This is a genomic window from Roseibium salinum (assembly GCF_026240905.1).
GTDB lineage: Bacteria > Pseudomonadota > Alphaproteobacteria > Rhizobiales > Stappiaceae > Roseibium > Roseibium salinum.
Genome location: NZ_JAPEVI010000003.1, coordinates 1485529 through 1501219 on the forward strand (window position 1 = coordinate 1485529; position 15691 = coordinate 1501219).

Consider the following 15691-nt stretch of genomic DNA (forward strand, 5'->3'; position numbering starts at 1 on the left):
CAGTCTTGCACCTTGCTCCGCGGGATTGTTACATGGCAACGAGAGGCTCTCGATCCCATTGGAAACCAATCGACGGAACCAGAACGTTGTGTCATAAATATCTGATAGTTCAAAATACCAACGCAAATATAACAAGATAAGTCGTTTGAACGGATATGGGCCCAGGCCGTCCCAAGGCCGGACAGAGCAGCGAAAACCGGAGGGAAACCCCGCCTATGGCTGATGACCGCCAGCATCCGATGTTGCAGTATATAATCAATAATCCGGAAGCCTTTGCCCAAAACCTGGCCAAAACGCTGGAGCAGGCCGGAAAAGCTCTGGCCGCTTACATCGAGCCCCGCGAACAAGGCAAGATCCCCCGCGATTCGACCGACGAGCTGACGGGCGTCGTCAAGACACTCGCCCAGGTGGGTGAGTACTGGATGTCCGATCCCCAGCGGGCCGTCGAAGCCCAGTCCAGGCTGTGGAACGGCTACATCACCCTTTGGAATTCATCGCTCAAACGCATGATGGGCGAACCGGCGGAGCCAGCCGTCCAGACACCGGAAAAGGACCGACGCTTCGCGGATCCCGACTGGGAAGGCAATCAGTATTTCGACTTCATCAAGCAGCTCTATCTCATCACCAGCAAATGGGCCGAGGACATGGTCCTCGATGCCCAGGGGCTTGATGAGCATACCCGCCACAAGGCGGAATTCTACGTCAAGCAGATCGCCAATGCCGTTTCGCCTTCCAATTTCGTGCTCACCAATCCGGAACTGCTGCGCCTCACCCTGGAAAGCAATGGCGAAAACCTCGTCAAGGGAATGCAGCATCTGGCCGAAGACCTGAAAACGGGACAAGGCGAGTTGAAGATCCGGCAGACCGACCCGTCCAAATTCAAGCTCGGCGAAAACCTCGCCACCACGCCCGGCAAGGTGATCGCGCAGAATGATATCTGCCAGATCATCCAATACACGCCGACGACGGAAAAGGTGCTCAAGCGGCCGCTCCTGATCGTGCCGCCCTGGATCAACAAGTTCTACATTCTCGACCTCAATCCGGAGAAATCCTTCATCAAATGGGCCGTCGACCAGGGGCATACCGTGTTCATTATCTCCTGGGTCAATCCGGATAAGCGGCAGGCCCAGAAGAGCTTTGAGCATTACATGAAGGAGGGCATTCTCCACGCCCTCGACGTCATCAAGCGCGCCACCCGGCAGGAGGAAGTGAACACCATCGGCTATTGTGTCGGCGGAACGCTGCTGGCGGTGACGCTGGCTTATCTGGCCCGTATCGGCGACGAGCGGATCAAGACCGCGACCTTCTTCACCACCCAGGTCGACTTCACCCTCGCAGGCGATCTCAAGGTCTTCGTCGATGAAGATCAGATCGCCATTCTGGAAAAGCGGATGGCGGAGTACGGCTATCTCGATGGCTCGAAGATGTCTTCGGCCTTCAATATGCTCCGGTCGAACGACCTGATCTGGACCTATGTGATCAACAACTACCTCAAGGGCCAGGAACCGTTCCCCTTCGACCTGCTGTACTGGAATTCCGATTCCACCCGCATGCCGGCGGCGAACCACTCGTTCTATCTGCGCAACTGTTATCTGGATAACAAACTGTCCAAGGGCGAGATGGAGATTGCCGGTGAAACGCTGGACCTTTCCGAGGTGACGATCCCGATCTTCAATCTTGCCACCCGGGAAGACCATATTGCCCCGCCCAAGTCGGTTTTCCTCGGCTCGGGCTGTTTCGGCGGTCCGGTGGAATACGTCCTGTCCGGCTCAGGCCATATTGCCGGTGTTGTCAACCCGCCGGCAAAGAACAAGTACCAGTACTGGACCGGCAGGGAGCCCAAGGGCACACTTGAAAACTGGCTCAAGAATGCGGAAGAACATCCCGGCTCCTGGTGGCCATACTGGGATCAGTGGATCCGCTCCCAGGATGACACGCTGGCCAAGGCCCGCAAGCCCGGTGCGAACCGGGTGAAAATCCTCGAGGATGCGCCCGGCTCCTACGTGATGCAGAAGGTGTAGCGGTTCAAAGCGGCGAGACAGCTCGTTCGGACGGCAAAAGGCATAGACCGTTGAGCGGGTACAAGCCGCTACGAGACAGACCCGCGCTTAATAGCGCACGTCCAGCGGCTTTCGCGACATGCCGGGCAGTTCGCCGAACGTATCGGCGTCCATCGGGTAACCGAACTGATAGCCTTGCACGGTGTCGCAGCGGCAACTGGCAAGGAATGCCTGTTGTTCCGGCGTCTCCACGCCTTCGGCCACCACGTTGAGCCCGAGTTCCCGTCCGAGCGAAATGATCGCCCGGGCAATGCTGCGGTCGCTTTCATCAACGTGAAGATCGCGCACAAAGCTCCGGTCGATCTTCAATCGGGTCAGCGGGAAATTCTTGAGGGCTGCAAGACTTGAATAGCCGGTACCGAAATCGTCAATGGCAAGCTTTATCCCGATGCGGCGGAAGGCATCCATAAGCTCGACCGCCTGCTCCCTGTTTTGCACCAGCAGGCTTTCCGTCAGTTCAAGTTCCAGGAACTCAGCCGCCATGCCAGTATCTTCCAGGGCCGCACACACGTCCGAAATCAGGGCTGCGTCCCGGAATTGGCGGGCGGAAACATTCACGCTTATCGTGATCGGATTGCGCCCGGCATCCTGCCAGGCCCTGTTCTGCCGGCAGGCTTCCCGCAGCACCCAGCGTCCCAATGGAACGATCAATCCGCTTTCTTCCGCCAAGGCGATGAATTCGCCCGGCATCAACCGCCCCAGCTGGGGATGCTGCCATCTGACCAGCGCTTCCGCGCCGACAATCCGGCCGCTGGCGAGATCGTATTGCGGCTGGTAATCGAGAATGAACTCACCCGTCTCGATGCCGTTCCGCATTTCCTCGATGATCGTCAGCTTGTTGACCGATTTCACCGGCCTGATCTGCTGGTAGATCTTGTACCCGTCGCGGCCTGACGACTTGGCCTCGAACATTGCCGTGTCGGCGTTTTTCAAAAGTTCCGCAGCGTCTTCCGCATCCGCCGGATAGCAGGCCGCCCCGATGCTGCACGTCACGTGAAAGGACAAATCGCCGATGTTGATCGTCCTGGTGATTTCGTCCCGGAGACTGACCATCACATTCTCCAGCGTGCCACTCAGATCCGAGCCGCCTTCGATGATCAGAACGAACTCGTCGCCGCCGAAGCGGATAGCCTCATGCGCACCTCCGTCCACCGACTTGATCCGCTCCGCGATAATGCTGAGCACCTGGTCGCCCGTCGCGTGGCCGAAACTGTCGTTGACGAACTTGAAATTGTCGACATCGACGAAGACGACGGCCAGCGGCACACCGGTTATTTTGCTGTCTTCGACCTTCTCGTCCAGTTTCCGTTCAAACTCGTGCCGGTTGGGCAGTCCGGTCAGAACATCATGGTGGGCGAGATAGCGGATCCTGCCTTCTGCAAGGTCCCTTTCTACCGCGATTGATGCAAGGCGGGCTGCCTCGGTGGCCAGCTTGTGCTCATGCTCGGTCGGGTGACGGACCTCCTTTGAATAGAGCCCGAATGTCCCCAGCACTCTGGAGTCCTTGCTGAAAAACGGAACAGACCAGCAGGAGCGCATGTCGAACTGCTTGACGACTTCGCGGTAATCCGCCCAGAGCTCGTGGGTAAGGATATCGTCAACGAAAACGCATGAGCGTGTATGCACGGCGGTCCCGCAGGATCCTACTTTCGGGCCGACCGGAACACCATCGATCAGCGCCATGTATTCTGCCGGCAGATTGGGCGCGACGCTTGACAGGAGATGGGTGCCGCTTTGGTCAGTGAGCATGACCGATCCCATTACGCCATCCATCTGACTTTCAATCGTCAGAACAAGCGTATTCAGAACATCAAGGAGCGGCAGCCCGCTGGCGATTTCCTGCAGGACCCTGTTATGGCCCTGCTGGAGCATTTCGGCTCTCTTGCGCTCGGTGATATCGCGGCAGATCCCGACGAGACCGACAATCTCGTTGTTGCCATTCGTGACCGGGAATTTGGATGACGAAAACCATTTTCTCTTGCCGTTCGGCAAGATCACGAACTCCTCCAGGTCGATCTTCGCCACGCCCGTCGTCATGACCTCCGCCTCGACCGAGATAAAACCAGCGCTGACTTCCTGTGGGTGCAGTTCCAGGTCGGACTTGCCGAGCAACTCGGAGAAATCGTCAAGACCCATATCGATCGCGACCTGCCGGTTTGCCATGACAAACCTCGAATTGCGATCCTTGACAAAAATGTAGTCAGAGACCTCGTCGACGAGTGTTTGCAGCCAGTCACCGGTGAGACAAAGCTCGTCACCCGCGCGGAGCTGCGCGAGGTCATTCAGCCGGTCAAGTTCTGAGGCCAAAGATGTCCCGTCTTCCGGCGCGATAAGATCCTCTAAATTCCTGCTCCAACTCAAAACCATGCATTGATCCAATACGACAGATGCGACGCGCTTAGGATTATGAGTATCTTCGCGGCATTCTAGCTAAGAAAGCATAAACACAACGACAATAACATCGGACTACGTATCTTCTGCCGATGGCAGCTTACTAAAAACCTCTTATCAAGAAATCTTTATTCAATTTTTCTTTGTATTTGAAGTTTTTACAGCTGTATTTCTTTTCTGACCGACTTTTTCCTCGTCAATTGTGCCTAGTTGAATATGTCCAAAGGACAGGCGAAGACATTTGCCAAGTCACCTGATAGCCGGGTAAGATAGTACACGTCCGCCGGCCCGGGTCCGAACATGCAAAACGCTCAGCCACATTTGGTACAAAGAACGATTTCAAGGCAGAAAGGTGCCTTGGGTGCCAACACGCGCCTGTTGTTTGCAAGCGGTGGTGCCGGCAAACCGACAAAACCCGCAGCAACTTACACAAGGCTTATTGCGCCAGGCCTGCTTACGGCAGCCCTGTGGACGCATATCTGGCTCGGTGTAACCGGTTCGGTCCTGGTGACCATGGCAGCAGTGCTTGTCCTTGTGTCGATTTCCCGGCTTCCCGTGGCATCTGCGCACCGGAACGGCTGGGCTACACTCGTCGGATTCGGAGAACGGATCTGGCTGAACAGACTGGCCATTCCAATTCCGCCCCAGATCAACCACCGCCTGATCGTGCTTTATCTGGTGATCTGGACCGGAAACCTTGCCGCGCTCCTTGGCGCACTTACGGCTTTACCCCTCCTCTCGGCAACGGGCCTTCTGGTTGCGTATACCGCACAGAGCGTCAGCTATCAGACGCTCATTCAGCTCTATCGGGTCATGCAGGACAAGGATCCGCTTTACCGGTTCTGGACGGCACGCACGGCCAACGACAACAAGCCCGCCGGATCCGCACGCAAGCGAGCTTAGGTTCCCTATCCCTATCCCTGTCCCTACACCGTAGGACCCGTCAGCGCGACCTGATCCCGCAGGCTCACCGCCGCCCGTTTTTCGGCCAGCAGACCGATATAGGTCATGGCGACGCTTGCTCCGGCAATCGACGTGACGTCGGCGTGGTCATAAGCCGGGGCCACTTCGACCACGTCGCCACCGACAAAGTCGATCCCGCCCAGTCCGCGCAGAATGGAAAGCGCTTCCCGGGACGACAGCCCGCCGGCCACCGGTGTCCCCGTGCCGGGTGCGAATGCGGGGTCCAGGCAGTCGATGTCGAAGGTCATATAGGCCGGCCCCTCGCCGACCCGCCTCACGACCCTGTCGATGACGCCCTTGATGCCCAGTTCATCCATTTCTTGGCCGTAGATGATGTCGAGGCCGCAGGTTTCCGGGGCATGTGTGCGAATGCCGATCTGGATGGATCTTTCCGGGTCGATCAACCCTTCCCGAACCGCGCGGCCGGTGAAGGTGCCGTGGTCGATCCGGTCTCCCTGATCGTGCCAGGTGTCCTGATGGGCGTCGAATTGAACCAGGGCCACCGGTCCGTGTTTTGCCACATGAGCTCTCAGCAGCGCATAGGTGACGAAATGGTCGCCGCCTATGGAAAAAAGGTGCACGTCGCTGGCCAGGATTTCGGCCGCCTGGCCCTCGATGAGGCCCGGAACGTCCGAATTACGGCCGTAGTCGAAGACGCAGTCGCCGTAGTCCACACAGGCGAGCACCTCGAACGGATCCCTGTGGAACGGGTATTGCGGGTCGCCGTCAAAGATCGCGGAGGCCCGCCGGACACCTTGCGGGCCGAACCGGGCGCCCGGACGGTTGGAGACGGAGGCATCGAAGGGAATGCCCCAGATCGCCATATCGATCCCGTTGAGGTCGCGGCTGTAGCGCCGGCGCATGAAGGACAGGGCTCCGCCGTATGTCGGTTCATGTGAGCCACCTTTTATGGATTTTCCCAGAAAGGCGTTGTCGGTCGGGCGCGGCAGATCTGCTGACATGACGTTATTCCTGGCTCAATGGTGGTGTGTGTGCCCGGAAAGCGGCGCTCAGGTCTCGCCCCAGTTACGCAACCACCGTCACATTGGTTCCGGTTTTATCAGCCGCCCCGTGTTCCTGCCAAGCCATAGCAAGCCTGCGGATTTCTTCGCCCTCACTTGTCACCGGCGACCAACCACCTAAGCTACGGAGTTGACACCGTCCAGAACACAGGCCCAGCAACGACAGACTTTGCGGCCGTGACCGCAGCGCCGCAACAGGGAAGCTCATCGCTCATGAAACAGACCGGGCAGCACAATCACTCTCACGACCACGGCCATGACCACACGCCCGAGGTGACGGACGAGAATGCGCGCGCCGTCGCCCGGGCGGGACTGCTGATTGCCGGGTTCATGTTTGTCGAGCTGATCGGCGGATGGCTGGCAGGCTCCCTGGCGCTTATGGCGGATGCCGTTCACATGGTGACGGACGCCGCTTCCCTCGGTCTCGCGTGGTGGGCCTTTCAGCAGGCCAGGAAACCGGCTGATGCGCGCCTGACCTACGGCCGCGACCGGCTGCCTGTCCTGATCGCCTTTGCGAACGCCATCTTCCTGCTTGTCGTGACCATCTGGATCTGTGTCGAGGCGGCCGGCCGGTTTCTGGAGCCGGAAACCGTGCATTCCGGACCGATGTTCGTCATTGCGGTGCTGGGTCTGCTTGTCAATATCGGGGCCTTCCTGATGCTGCGGCGCGGCGGCGGCGAGTCGCTCAACATTCGATCCGCCATGCTGCATGTTCTGGGGGATCTTCTCGGCTCGGTGGCGGCAATCGCTGCGGCCATCGTCATCTATTTCACCAACTGGTATCCGATCGATCCCATCCTGTCGGTTTTCGTCGCGCTGCTGATTGCCCGCTCCGCAATCTCGATCATTCGCCAGTCGGCTCATATCCTGCTGGAAGGAGCTCCGCAGGACATCGACAGGAACGCACTGAAAGCAGACCTGATGTCCGAAATTCCGGGCCTTCTGGATGTCTATCACGTCCATCTCTGGTTACTCGCCGAGGGCAAGGTGAACGCCACCATGCATGCCGCTGTCGACAGCGAGGACCAGTCCGATGCCGTCCTGGAGAACATGCGCAAGCGGCTCAAGGACGTGCATGGCATCGGCCACGTGACCATTGAAATGACGACCCGGCAGCCCGCGGAGTGACTTTCACAGTTCGAGCAGGATAGCCGGGGGAAAGCGCTTTGGGCGCGACCTCCCGCAAGTCCGATCGCGATCAGGAGGGTTACAGAACCCGGCAACTGGTATAAAACCCGCCAGCCATCAATCGGCTCGCAAACGACCGCAGCAAGGACTTCATTCCGTGGCAGATCAGAGAACGAAAATCCTGCGCGGCAGGCTGCTCACATTCCACTATGCCCCTCTAGGACCGGACGACACCGCCAGCTATTCCTACGAAGAAGACGGTGCGCTGCTGATTGAGGGCGGAACAATCGCAGCCAGGGGGCCGTTCTCCGGAATCGAGAAATCCGCACCGGACGACGTGGAAGTCATCGATCACCGGCCGCATCTGATCCTGCCTGGCTTTATCGACACGCATATCCATTTTCCGCAGGCGGAGGTGATCGCGTCCTGGGCCGATCAGCTTCTCGACTGGCTGAACGACTACACGTTTCCTGCGGAAATGAAGTTTGCCGACAAGGCGCACGGAAAACGCATTGCACGGGCTTTCTACGACGCCCTGCTCTCCCATGGCACGACGACTGCGTCCGCCTACTGTTCGAGCCATCCCAATTCGGTCGACGCCTATTTCGAAGAAGCGGAAGCGCGCGGCATGCTGATGCTTGGCGGCAAGACCATGATGGACCGCAACGCGCCCGCAGGTCTGTGCGACACCGCGCAAAGCTCTTACGATGACAGCAAGGCGCTTCTGGAAAAGTGGCATGGCCGAGGGCGGGCGCATTACGTCATCACGCCGCGCTTTGCCATTACATCATCGCCGGGACAGCTCGAGGCGGCAGGAACCCTATTGAAGGCGTATCCGCACTGCCATCTGCAGACCCATATCAACGAGAACCACAACGAGATCGCCTTTACCAGGGAACTCTTTCCGGAGGCGGCGGACTATCTCGGGGTCTATGAAGGCTTTGGCCTGCTCGGGGCCAAAACGCTGCTCGGCCACTGCATCCACATGAACGCACGCGAGCTCTCCGTCATGCAGGAGACCGGTTCCGTCGCCGTCTTCTGCCCGACATCCAACCTGTTCCTCGGCAGCGGTCTCTATGACAAGAAGGGTCTGGAGGCCGCCGGCATCAGGACGGCGATCGCAACGGATGTGGGCGGCGGCACCAACTATTCGATGCTGCGCACGCTGGACGAGGGCTACAAGATCCTGCAACTCCAGCGCCAGCGCATGCATCCGCTCATCAGTTTCTACTGGATCACGCTCGGCAATGCCAAAGCGCTCTCCCTGGCGGACAGGATCGGCACCCTTGAACCCGGCACCGATGCCGATCTGATCGTGCTGGACGCCCGGGCAACCCCGCCGATGGCGCTGCGCATGGAAACGGTCGAGTCGCTTTCCGAAGAGCTTTTTGTCCTTCAGACGCTCGGCGACGATCGGGCCGTCGTCGAGGCCTATGCCGCTGGGGAAAAGCGGAAGCCCGCTCCAGGATAACGGCCCTCGGGTCACCTATTACCCCGCTTCGCCCTGCCTGTACTGGCGCACCAGAGCAGGCGCGATCGAAGCTGCCGCGAGGAAAAGCAGCGCCAGGGCCGTTCCCAGGTAGACGGCGGCAAAGCCGAATGCCTGGATGAGGGGTGTCAGCACAAGCGGTGATACCACCTGCCCCAGGAACATGGACGTCGCCACGATCCCCGAAACACTGCCGCGGCGGTCCGCGGGTGCGATCTGCAGAGCAAGCAGCAGAAACGCGGGCTGAACCAGTGCATAGCCGGCGCCGACCAGCGCCGCGCCTATCAGGATGAAGCCCCAGCTTGCCTCAAACGCCAAAGCCGCGAAACCGCCGCACATCAGCAGGAACCCCAGGGCGAAGGTTGCTGCCAGGCCAAGGCGCTCGCTGAACCGCCGGAACGTCATCGCGACGAAGCCGGCTGTCAGCGTCAGCGCGCCCAACCCGATGGCGGTGGCGGAAGCGCTGTCGAAGCCGTTTTGATCCAGGTAGAACGGCAATTGGCTGGGCATGAGAAAGAACAGCATGACGGTGACCATGGTCAGGCCCCCAACGAGGGCCGCAGGCTTCACCCAGTGGCGCGCCGAGAGCGGAGCGTCCTGCAAATCTGCTTGTGGCAGTGCGGCCGCGGCGCGCCGCTCGCCTTGCAGGATCAGAACGAGCATCGGCAGCAGAAGCACCGGAAAGGCGTAGATCAGGAACGGCAATCGCGGCGAGACGCCCGCCAGGTATCCGGCCAGTCCGATGAAGAGAAAGCCGCTGAAATTGATCGCCGCGGTCTGCCAGCCCATGAAGGCACTGCGCCGGGCCCCTGCAAACATGTCTCCCACCAGAGCCACCTGGGCCGTCATGGTCATGGCGACGGCAACGCCAAGCAGCAAGCGGCTGATCAGGATCGAATAGAGATCCGGCAGATATGCCCCGGCGGTTCCGGACAGCACAAACAGCAGCACGCCCGCCAACAGCATCGGCCCTCGCCCGATGCGATCGGCGGCCATGCCGGCAAATGGGGCGATCAGGACGACCGACAGCGATGGCGCGGAAACCAGGAACCGCGTCAGCGTGGCGGCCCCGGGGTCTCCCGAAAAGCTTGCCTCCAGGGCTGGAAGCGCCGGGCTGATGGTGGCGTTTGCCATGATTTTAAGCGTTGCGGTCATCAGCAGCCCGATGGCGGCCACGTCCAGCCAGAGCGGACGCTGCCGATTTGATTTGGTGGCGGACACATTATTTTCCTTGCCTTTTGGAGTACGGAAGGCCAGGCTACTACTTAAAGTCGACTTTAGGTCAATAGATGAAATTTCTGGATATTTCCGAAATCTCGAAGCAAACCGGCATTGCGGCATCAGCCATCCGGTACTACGAGGAAAAAGGGCTGATCACGTCGATCGGGCGCAGGGGCCTGAAGCGTCTTTTCGGCCCGGAGGTTCTGGATCAATTGGCGCTCATAACGCTTGGAAGATCCGCCGGATTTTCACTGGACGAGATTGGAAGCATGTTCGGACCGGACGGGCGCCCTGCCCTTTCCCGCCCGATGCTGCACGGCAAGGCGGGTGATCTGGACCGGCAGATCGAGCGCCTGTCAGCCCTGCGCGACATGATCCGCCACGTCGCGGAATGCCCTGCACCTTCTCACATGGAATGTCCAAAGTTTCAGCAGTTGATCCGACTGAGCGGCAAGAGGAAACGCGACCGCTCACGGCGACCAGTACCAGGCGTCGCATGATTGGCTGAATAGCCGCAGTTCCGGCGTGTCGGAGAGGATCAGCGGTCGAGCGCCAGCGCCGAACCGGGCCTGCTCCCTATTCCACTTGCTCGACGCGACATGGAGTGTGGAATCGGCCAAACTGCCCATGGAAATTGAAGAAGCCGGGTCAAACAAAAAACCCGCCGGATCGCTCCGGCGGGTCTTGTCTCAAACCAGATCCAGCGATTAACGCTTGGAGAACTGGAACGACCGGCGGGCCTTGCGCTTACCGAACTTCTTACGTTCGACAACGCGGCTATCACGGGTCAGGAAGCCGTTCTTCTTCAGAACTGCGCGCAGTTCCGGCTCATAGTAGGTCAGAGCCTTGGACACGCCATGACGCACGGCACCGGCCTGACCGGACAGGCCGCCACCGGTGACGGTTGCGATGATGTCATACTGGCCGGTACGATTGGTCAGCATGACCGGCTGACGAAGAATCATCTGAAGAACCGGACGAGCGAAATACTCGGTGTAGTCCTTCTTGTTGACGACGATCTTGCCGGTGCCCGGCTTGATCCACACGCGGGCAACCGCGTCCTTACGTTTTCCGGTTGCGTAGGCCCGGCCCTGGGAGTCCAGTTTCTGGACATGGACCGGAGCTTCGGGGGCTGCGGTTTCGACCGCGCCGCCCAGTTCTTCCAGGGATTGCAGCTCAGCCATTGTTAAGCCCTCTTGCCGTCATTCTTGGGATTGAGGCCCTTCACGTCGACGGTGACCGGCGACTGAGCTTCATGCGGATGGTTCGGACCAGCGTAAACCTTGAGGTTCTTCAGCTGCTTGTTGGACAGCGGGCCGCCCGGCATCATGCGTTGCACGGCTTTTTCCAGGACACGTTCCGGGAAACGGCCTTCCAGGATCGCACGCGCGGTGCGCTCCTTGATGCCGCCCGGGTGGCCGGTGTGCCAGTAGTACTTCTTGTTGTCGTATTTGCGGCCGGTGAGCACAACCTTGTCAGCATTGATGACGATGATGTTGTCACCGGTATCAACGTGAGGCGTAAAGGTCGGCAGATGCTTGCCGCGCAGGTGACTGGCGATGAAAGCGGCCAAGCGGCCGACGACCATGCCTTCTGCGTCGATCAAGATCCACTTTTTCTCGACCTCAGCCGGCTTGGCAGAGAAGGTCTTCATGAGTTTGATCCGTACTGGTCAGTTAAAGAGAAAGGCCCGCGCGGCTTGAACTTGAGCCAGCGAACGGACCTTGAATACGTTCGGGTGAGCTTATACGCCGCGGCCAAAACACCGTCAAGAGCGATCTTTGCAGCATCGATTAAATTTCCTGTTAAAAATCAATTAGTTGAAAAAACGGTATCATATTACCTCATGATTCAGCTGCCAAATCCGTCAATCCTCGATGTCTTCCCGGCCCGAAAGCCGAGAAAACTATCGCGGCGGGACGGAATAGGTCGCCGTTGCATGGGCCACCAGGTCCTCGTCTCGCTCCCCCGCGATGGCACAGTCAACGACCGCAAGGCGCTTGCCGAGCTTCAGCAGACGGCAGGTGCAAAGCAGATCGCCCGGCCCGGGCTTGCGCAGGAAGTTGATGTTCAAATTGGTGGTGACCGCCAGCGCGACCGGACCGATGTGAGCCAGGATCACCACATAGGCTGCCAAGTCCGCCAGTGCCATCATCGACGGTCCGGATACCGTTCCCCCCGGCCGCAAATGCAACTCGCTCGCCGTCAGACGCACAACGGCTTCACCAGGCGATACGCTGCTGATGGAATATACCTTGCCTCCGGCATGGATCTGCGGGAATTCCCTGTCCAGCATCTCCATGATTTCCCCAGCAGTCATGACCGGCTGCATTGCGCCTCCCCCATACCGTTCCACAAACGCCGTTTTCCGGCCTTGTCTTACGTAAACGTCAAAACGCGGAGGATGCAAGGCCCATGCGCTGCCAGAGTGCCTCAGTGTGTCTCAGTGCGTCGGTCTAACTCCGCCTGCGCCCGCGGCGGCGGCCTGCGCCGTCTCCCTCCGCACGTGCGGCATCCGCTTCCCTGTTGGGCGGCGACACCAAGGGCCCGATGTCCGTTATCACTTCGTCAAGCGTCGGCCGCCTGCCGGCGTGGTGCGTGTCGAGTGCCTCACGCATGGCCGTCAGGTGAACCGGCGAGGTGCCGCAGCAGCCGCCGATGATCCTGGCGCCGGCATCAAGAGCGATATGGGTGTATTTCGCCATCAGGTCCGGCGTGCCGGTGTAGACGACCTCGTCGCCCCTGATCTGCGGAATGCCGCAATTGGCCTTGGCGACGACGATCGCGTCGGGATGGGCTTCGGTAATATCCATGATCGCGGCCAGCAGGTCGGATGCGCCGACGCCGCAGTTGGAACCGATAGCAACCGGCCTGCAGGCAAACTGTGACTGAAGATCCCCCAGCCCCTTTGGCGCAAGACCCATCATGGTCTTGCCCGCCGTATCGAAGCTGGCAGTAATCACCAGCGGCACATCGAGGCCCTTTGCCGCTTCCGCGGCGGCCTTCATTTCCTCGACAGCCGACATGGTTTCGACCCACAGAATGTCGACACCGCCTTCGACCAGGGCCTCCATCTGTTCCCTGAAGGCTGCAACAGCATCTTCGTAGCTGAGCGCGCCCAGGGGCTGGAAGAGCTCACCGGTCGGCCCGATGGAACCGCCGATAAGGACGTCGCGATCCACACAGTCGGCGACTTCCCGGGCAAGCCTGACCGCGGCGATGTTCAATTCGCTCACGCGGTCTTGGGCGTTGTGGAGTTTCAGCCGGTGCCGGTTGCAGCCGAACGTGTTGGTTAGGATGATGTCGGCGCCGGCATCGACGAAGGACTGGTGCAGGGCCTTGATTTTTTCCGGTTCTTCAACGTTCCAAAGCTCCGGCGCGTCGCCTGAAACGAGACCCATATCGAAGAGATTCGTTCCCGTTGCCCCATCGGCCAGGAGCGCTCCCTTGCGGGCCAGAAGATCTTCCAGCTTGGACATGCAACAACCCTTCGTCGTTTTTTACTCGTGGCCCGTTCGGCCGCGCCCTGCAATAGCAGACACGCCGTCATTTGCTCCATACTCGCAATTGCAAAGTCAACGATTTTCCCGATAGGACCACTCAACAAAGCCACATGACGCATTTAAGGTACTGCGCGACGTATCCAGAGCGGACTTGCAAACCATCTGGTCAATTCTACGCTAAACAAAATACCACCTTGGGAGCCCAATATGTCAGACGCCGCCCAATCAGGCCGCCGTGGAAGAAATGCCCGCCGGGAACGCAGGCAATCCGGACCAGGCGGGCAGGCTGTCCCCTACATTTCCAGAAATATTCCGCTCTATGACGTGCTCAGCGATGAAGGCGCGGAGCAGATCGAAGCGAACGCCGAGCGGATTCTGGCGGAAATCGGCCTCGAATTCCGCGAAGATCCTGAAGTCATAGGCATCTGGAAGGCCGCGGGCGCGGAAATTGACGGCGAGCGCGTGCGCTTTCCCAAAGGCATGCTTCAGGAAATCCTCAAAACCGCCCCTTCGCAGTTCACCCAGCATGCCCGCAATCCGGCGCGGAATGTCGAGATCGGCGGCAACAACCTGGTGTTTGCACCGGTTTACGGACCTCCCTTCGTCACGGATCTCGATCAGGGCCGTCGCTACGGCACCATCGAGGATTTCCGCAATTTCGTGAAACTGGCCTACATGTCGCCCTGGATGCACCATTCGGGAGGCACCGTTTGCGAACCGGTGGACCAGCCGGTGAACAAGCGCCATTTCGACATGGTCTACTCGCACATCAAGTATTCCGACAAGCCGTTCATGGGCTCGGTCACCGCGCCGGAGCGGGCCGAAGATTCCGTGAAGATGGCTCAGATCACGTTCGGCGAAGACTTCGTCGACCAGAACTGCGTCATGATCCAGTTGATCAACGCCAACTCACCGCTGGTGTTCGATTCGACCATGCTTGGTGCGCTGAAGGTCTATGCCCGCCACAATCAGGCCTGCATCGTCTCCCCCTTCATCCTGGCCGGTGCAATGAGCCCGGTGACGGTTGCCGGAACGCTGTCGCAGATCCTTGCCGAAGCCATGGCCGGATGTGCCCTCACGCAGCTGATCCGCCCGGGTGCGCCCGTGGTTTTCGGCGCCTTCGTCAGCTCCATTTCCATGCAGTCCGGAGCTCCCACATTCGGCAGCCCGGAAGGCTCTCTCCTCCTGAACGGCGCGGCAAAGCTAGCGCGGCGGCTCAAACTGCCCTTCCGCTCGGGCGGATCTTTCACCGCGTCCAAGGTTCCGGACGCGCAATCGGCGCAGGAGTCGGCCCAGACCATTCTTGCCACCGTTCAGTCCGGCGTGAACTTTGCCCTCCACTCGGCCGGCTGGCTGGAAGGCGGCCTGTGTTCTTCCTACGAGAAGTTCGTCATGGATGCGGACCAGCTGGGCATGATGCATGTCCTGGCGCAGGGCATCGAGGTTAACGAAGAAACGCTGGCCATGGATGCCTTGAAGGAAGTGGGCCCAGGCGGTCACTTCCTGGGCGCCTCCCACACGCAGCGCAACTTCGAAAGCGCCTTCTACCGGTCCTCGATCGCGGACAACAACTCGTATGAGCAATGGCTGGCGGACGGACAGCAGGATGCCGCCCGGCGCGCGAATGTACGCTGGAAGGAGCTGCTCAGGGGCTATACGGGACCGGAACTCGATCCGGGCATCGATGAAGCCCTGCAGGCCTTCATGCAGGAGCGGAAGGCATCTTTCCCGGACAGCAACATCTGAAGCCGTCCAGGGCGGAAAGACGACAAACAATGTGCGAAACGCCCTGCTCCGCCAGGGCGTTTCTGCTTTCAGGCACGCTGTTGCGCCTGGCTGGCAGCGCCAGAGGACGGTTGCACTTTCGACATTCTGGAACGATCTTGGCTGCAATGACTTGACGGGTTATCCCGC

Annotated in this window: 13 protein-coding genes; 6 read left to right on the forward strand and 7 right to left on the reverse strand. The window is 59.6% G+C overall.

The genetic code is table 11. The features are described from left to right. Positions 1 to 215 precede the first annotated feature (215 nt). Positions 216 to 2021: a PHA/PHB synthase family protein gene (locus ON753_RS11420; protein WP_265962638.1), complete on the forward strand. Its 1806-nt coding sequence runs from the start codon at positions 216 to 218 to the stop codon at positions 2019 to 2021. A gap of 87 nt (positions 2022 to 2108) precedes the next feature. Here ON753_RS11420 and ON753_RS11425 read toward each other — a convergent pair whose 3' ends face one another. Continuing rightward, complete coding sequence (locus ON753_RS11425) at positions 2109 to 4367, reverse strand: sensor domain-containing protein (RefSeq protein WP_265962640.1); 2259 nt, start codon at positions 4365 to 4367, stop codon at positions 2109 to 2111. A 441-nt stretch (positions 4368 to 4808) separates the two neighbouring features. Here ON753_RS11425 and ON753_RS11430 point away from each other — a divergent pair, with 441 nt between their 5' ends. Beyond that, complete coding sequence (locus ON753_RS11430; protein WP_265962641.1) at positions 4809 to 5354, forward strand: DUF6653 family protein; 546 nt, start codon at positions 4809 to 4811, stop codon at positions 5352 to 5354. A gap of 23 nt (positions 5355 to 5377) precedes the next feature. On the opposite strand, the gene speB is transcribed toward ON753_RS11430, so the two are convergent. Further along, positions 5378 to 6376: an agmatinase gene (gene speB, locus ON753_RS11435; protein ID WP_265962642.1), complete on the reverse strand. Its 999-nt coding sequence runs from the start codon at positions 6374 to 6376 to the stop codon at positions 5378 to 5380. A 273-nt stretch (positions 6377 to 6649) separates the two neighbouring features. Here speB and ON753_RS11440 point away from each other — a divergent pair, with 273 nt between their 5' ends. Then, positions 6650 to 7564: a cation diffusion facilitator family transporter gene (locus ON753_RS11440; RefSeq protein ID WP_265962643.1), complete on the forward strand. Its 915-nt coding sequence runs from the start codon at positions 6650 to 6652 to the stop codon at positions 7562 to 7564. Positions 7565 to 7721: 157 nt separating this feature from the next. Continuing rightward, positions 7722 to 9035, forward strand: coding sequence for a guanine deaminase (gene guaD, locus ON753_RS11445; protein WP_265962644.1), 1314 nt, complete (start codon positions 7722 to 7724; stop codon positions 9033 to 9035). A gap of 18 nt (positions 9036 to 9053) precedes the next feature. On the opposite strand, the gene ON753_RS11450 is transcribed toward guaD, so the two are convergent. Then, a complete protein-coding gene (locus ON753_RS11450) occupies positions 9054 to 10274 on the reverse strand; it encodes an MFS transporter (protein WP_265962645.1) in 1221 nt (406 codons plus the stop codon). 68 nt (positions 10275 to 10342) lie between these two features. On the opposite strand from ON753_RS11450, the gene ON753_RS11455 reads away from it, so the two are divergent. Further along, a complete protein-coding gene (locus tag ON753_RS11455; protein WP_265962646.1) occupies positions 10343 to 10774 on the forward strand; it encodes a helix-turn-helix domain-containing protein in 432 nt (143 codons plus the stop codon). A gap of 207 nt (positions 10775 to 10981) precedes the next feature. On the opposite strand, the gene rpsI is transcribed toward ON753_RS11455, so the two are convergent. The 4 genes from rpsI to bmt all read right to left on the reverse strand — a co-directional run bounded on the left by rpsI (position 10982) and on the right by bmt (position 13753). Continuing rightward, positions 10982 to 11458 (reverse strand): 30S ribosomal protein S9, encoded by a 477-nt coding sequence (rpsI, locus tag ON753_RS11460; protein WP_265962647.1) that lies wholly within the window; start codon positions 11456 to 11458, stop codon positions 10982 to 10984. 2 nt (positions 11459 to 11460) lie between these two features. Continuing rightward, entirely contained in the window at positions 11461 to 11928 is a 468-nt protein-coding gene (gene rplM / locus ON753_RS11465; RefSeq protein WP_265962648.1) for a 50S ribosomal protein L13, read from the reverse strand. Between the two features lie 252 nt (positions 11929 to 12180). Further along, on the reverse strand, positions 12181 to 12606 hold the full coding sequence (locus ON753_RS11470; protein WP_265962649.1) for a PaaI family thioesterase: 426 nt from the start codon (positions 12604 to 12606) through the stop codon (positions 12181 to 12183). A 124-nt stretch (positions 12607 to 12730) separates the two neighbouring features. Then, positions 12731 to 13753, reverse strand: coding sequence for a betaine--homocysteine S-methyltransferase (gene bmt / locus ON753_RS11475; RefSeq protein WP_265962650.1), 1023 nt, complete (start codon positions 13751 to 13753; stop codon positions 12731 to 12733). A gap of 231 nt (positions 13754 to 13984) precedes the next feature. Between bmt and ON753_RS11480 the strand changes: the two genes are divergently transcribed. Continuing rightward, positions 13985 to 15523: a trimethylamine methyltransferase family protein gene (locus ON753_RS11480; protein ID WP_265962651.1), complete on the forward strand. Its 1539-nt coding sequence runs from the start codon at positions 13985 to 13987 to the stop codon at positions 15521 to 15523. Positions 15524 to 15691 lie beyond the last annotated feature (168 nt).

What these genes read in the sequence shown, in the direction of transcription:
- ON753_RS11480 (WP_265962651.1), top strand. Translation starts at nt 13,985, where the DNA reads ATGTCAGACGCCGCCCAATCAGGCCGCCGTGGAAGAAATGCCCGCCGG.
- ON753_RS11440 (WP_265962643.1), top strand. Translation starts at nt 6,650, where the DNA reads ATGAAACAGACCGGGCAGCACAATCACTCTCACGACCACGGCCATGAC.
- ON753_RS11420 (WP_265962638.1), top strand. Translation starts at nt 216, where the DNA reads ATGGCTGATGACCGCCAGCATCCGATGTTGCAGTATATAATCAATAAT.
- bmt (WP_265962650.1), bottom strand. Translation starts at nt 13,753, where the DNA reads ATGTCCAAGCTGGAAGATCTTCTGGCCCGCAAGGGAGCGCTCCTGGCC.
- speB (WP_265962642.1), bottom strand. Translation starts at nt 6,376, where the DNA reads ATGTCAGCAGATCTGCCGCGCCCGACCGACAACGCCTTTCTGGGAAAA.
- rpsI (WP_265962647.1), bottom strand. Translation starts at nt 11,458, where the DNA reads ATGGCTGAGCTGCAATCCCTGGAAGAACTGGGCGGCGCGGTCGAAACC.
- ON753_RS11470 (WP_265962649.1), bottom strand. Translation starts at nt 12,606, where the DNA reads ATGCAGCCGGTCATGACTGCTGGGGAAATCATGGAGATGCTGGACAGG.
- rplM (WP_265962648.1), bottom strand. Translation starts at nt 11,928, where the DNA reads ATGAAGACCTTCTCTGCCAAGCCGGCTGAGGTCGAGAAAAAGTGGATC.
- ON753_RS11455 (WP_265962646.1), top strand. Translation starts at nt 10,343, where the DNA reads ATGAAATTTCTGGATATTTCCGAAATCTCGAAGCAAACCGGCATTGCG.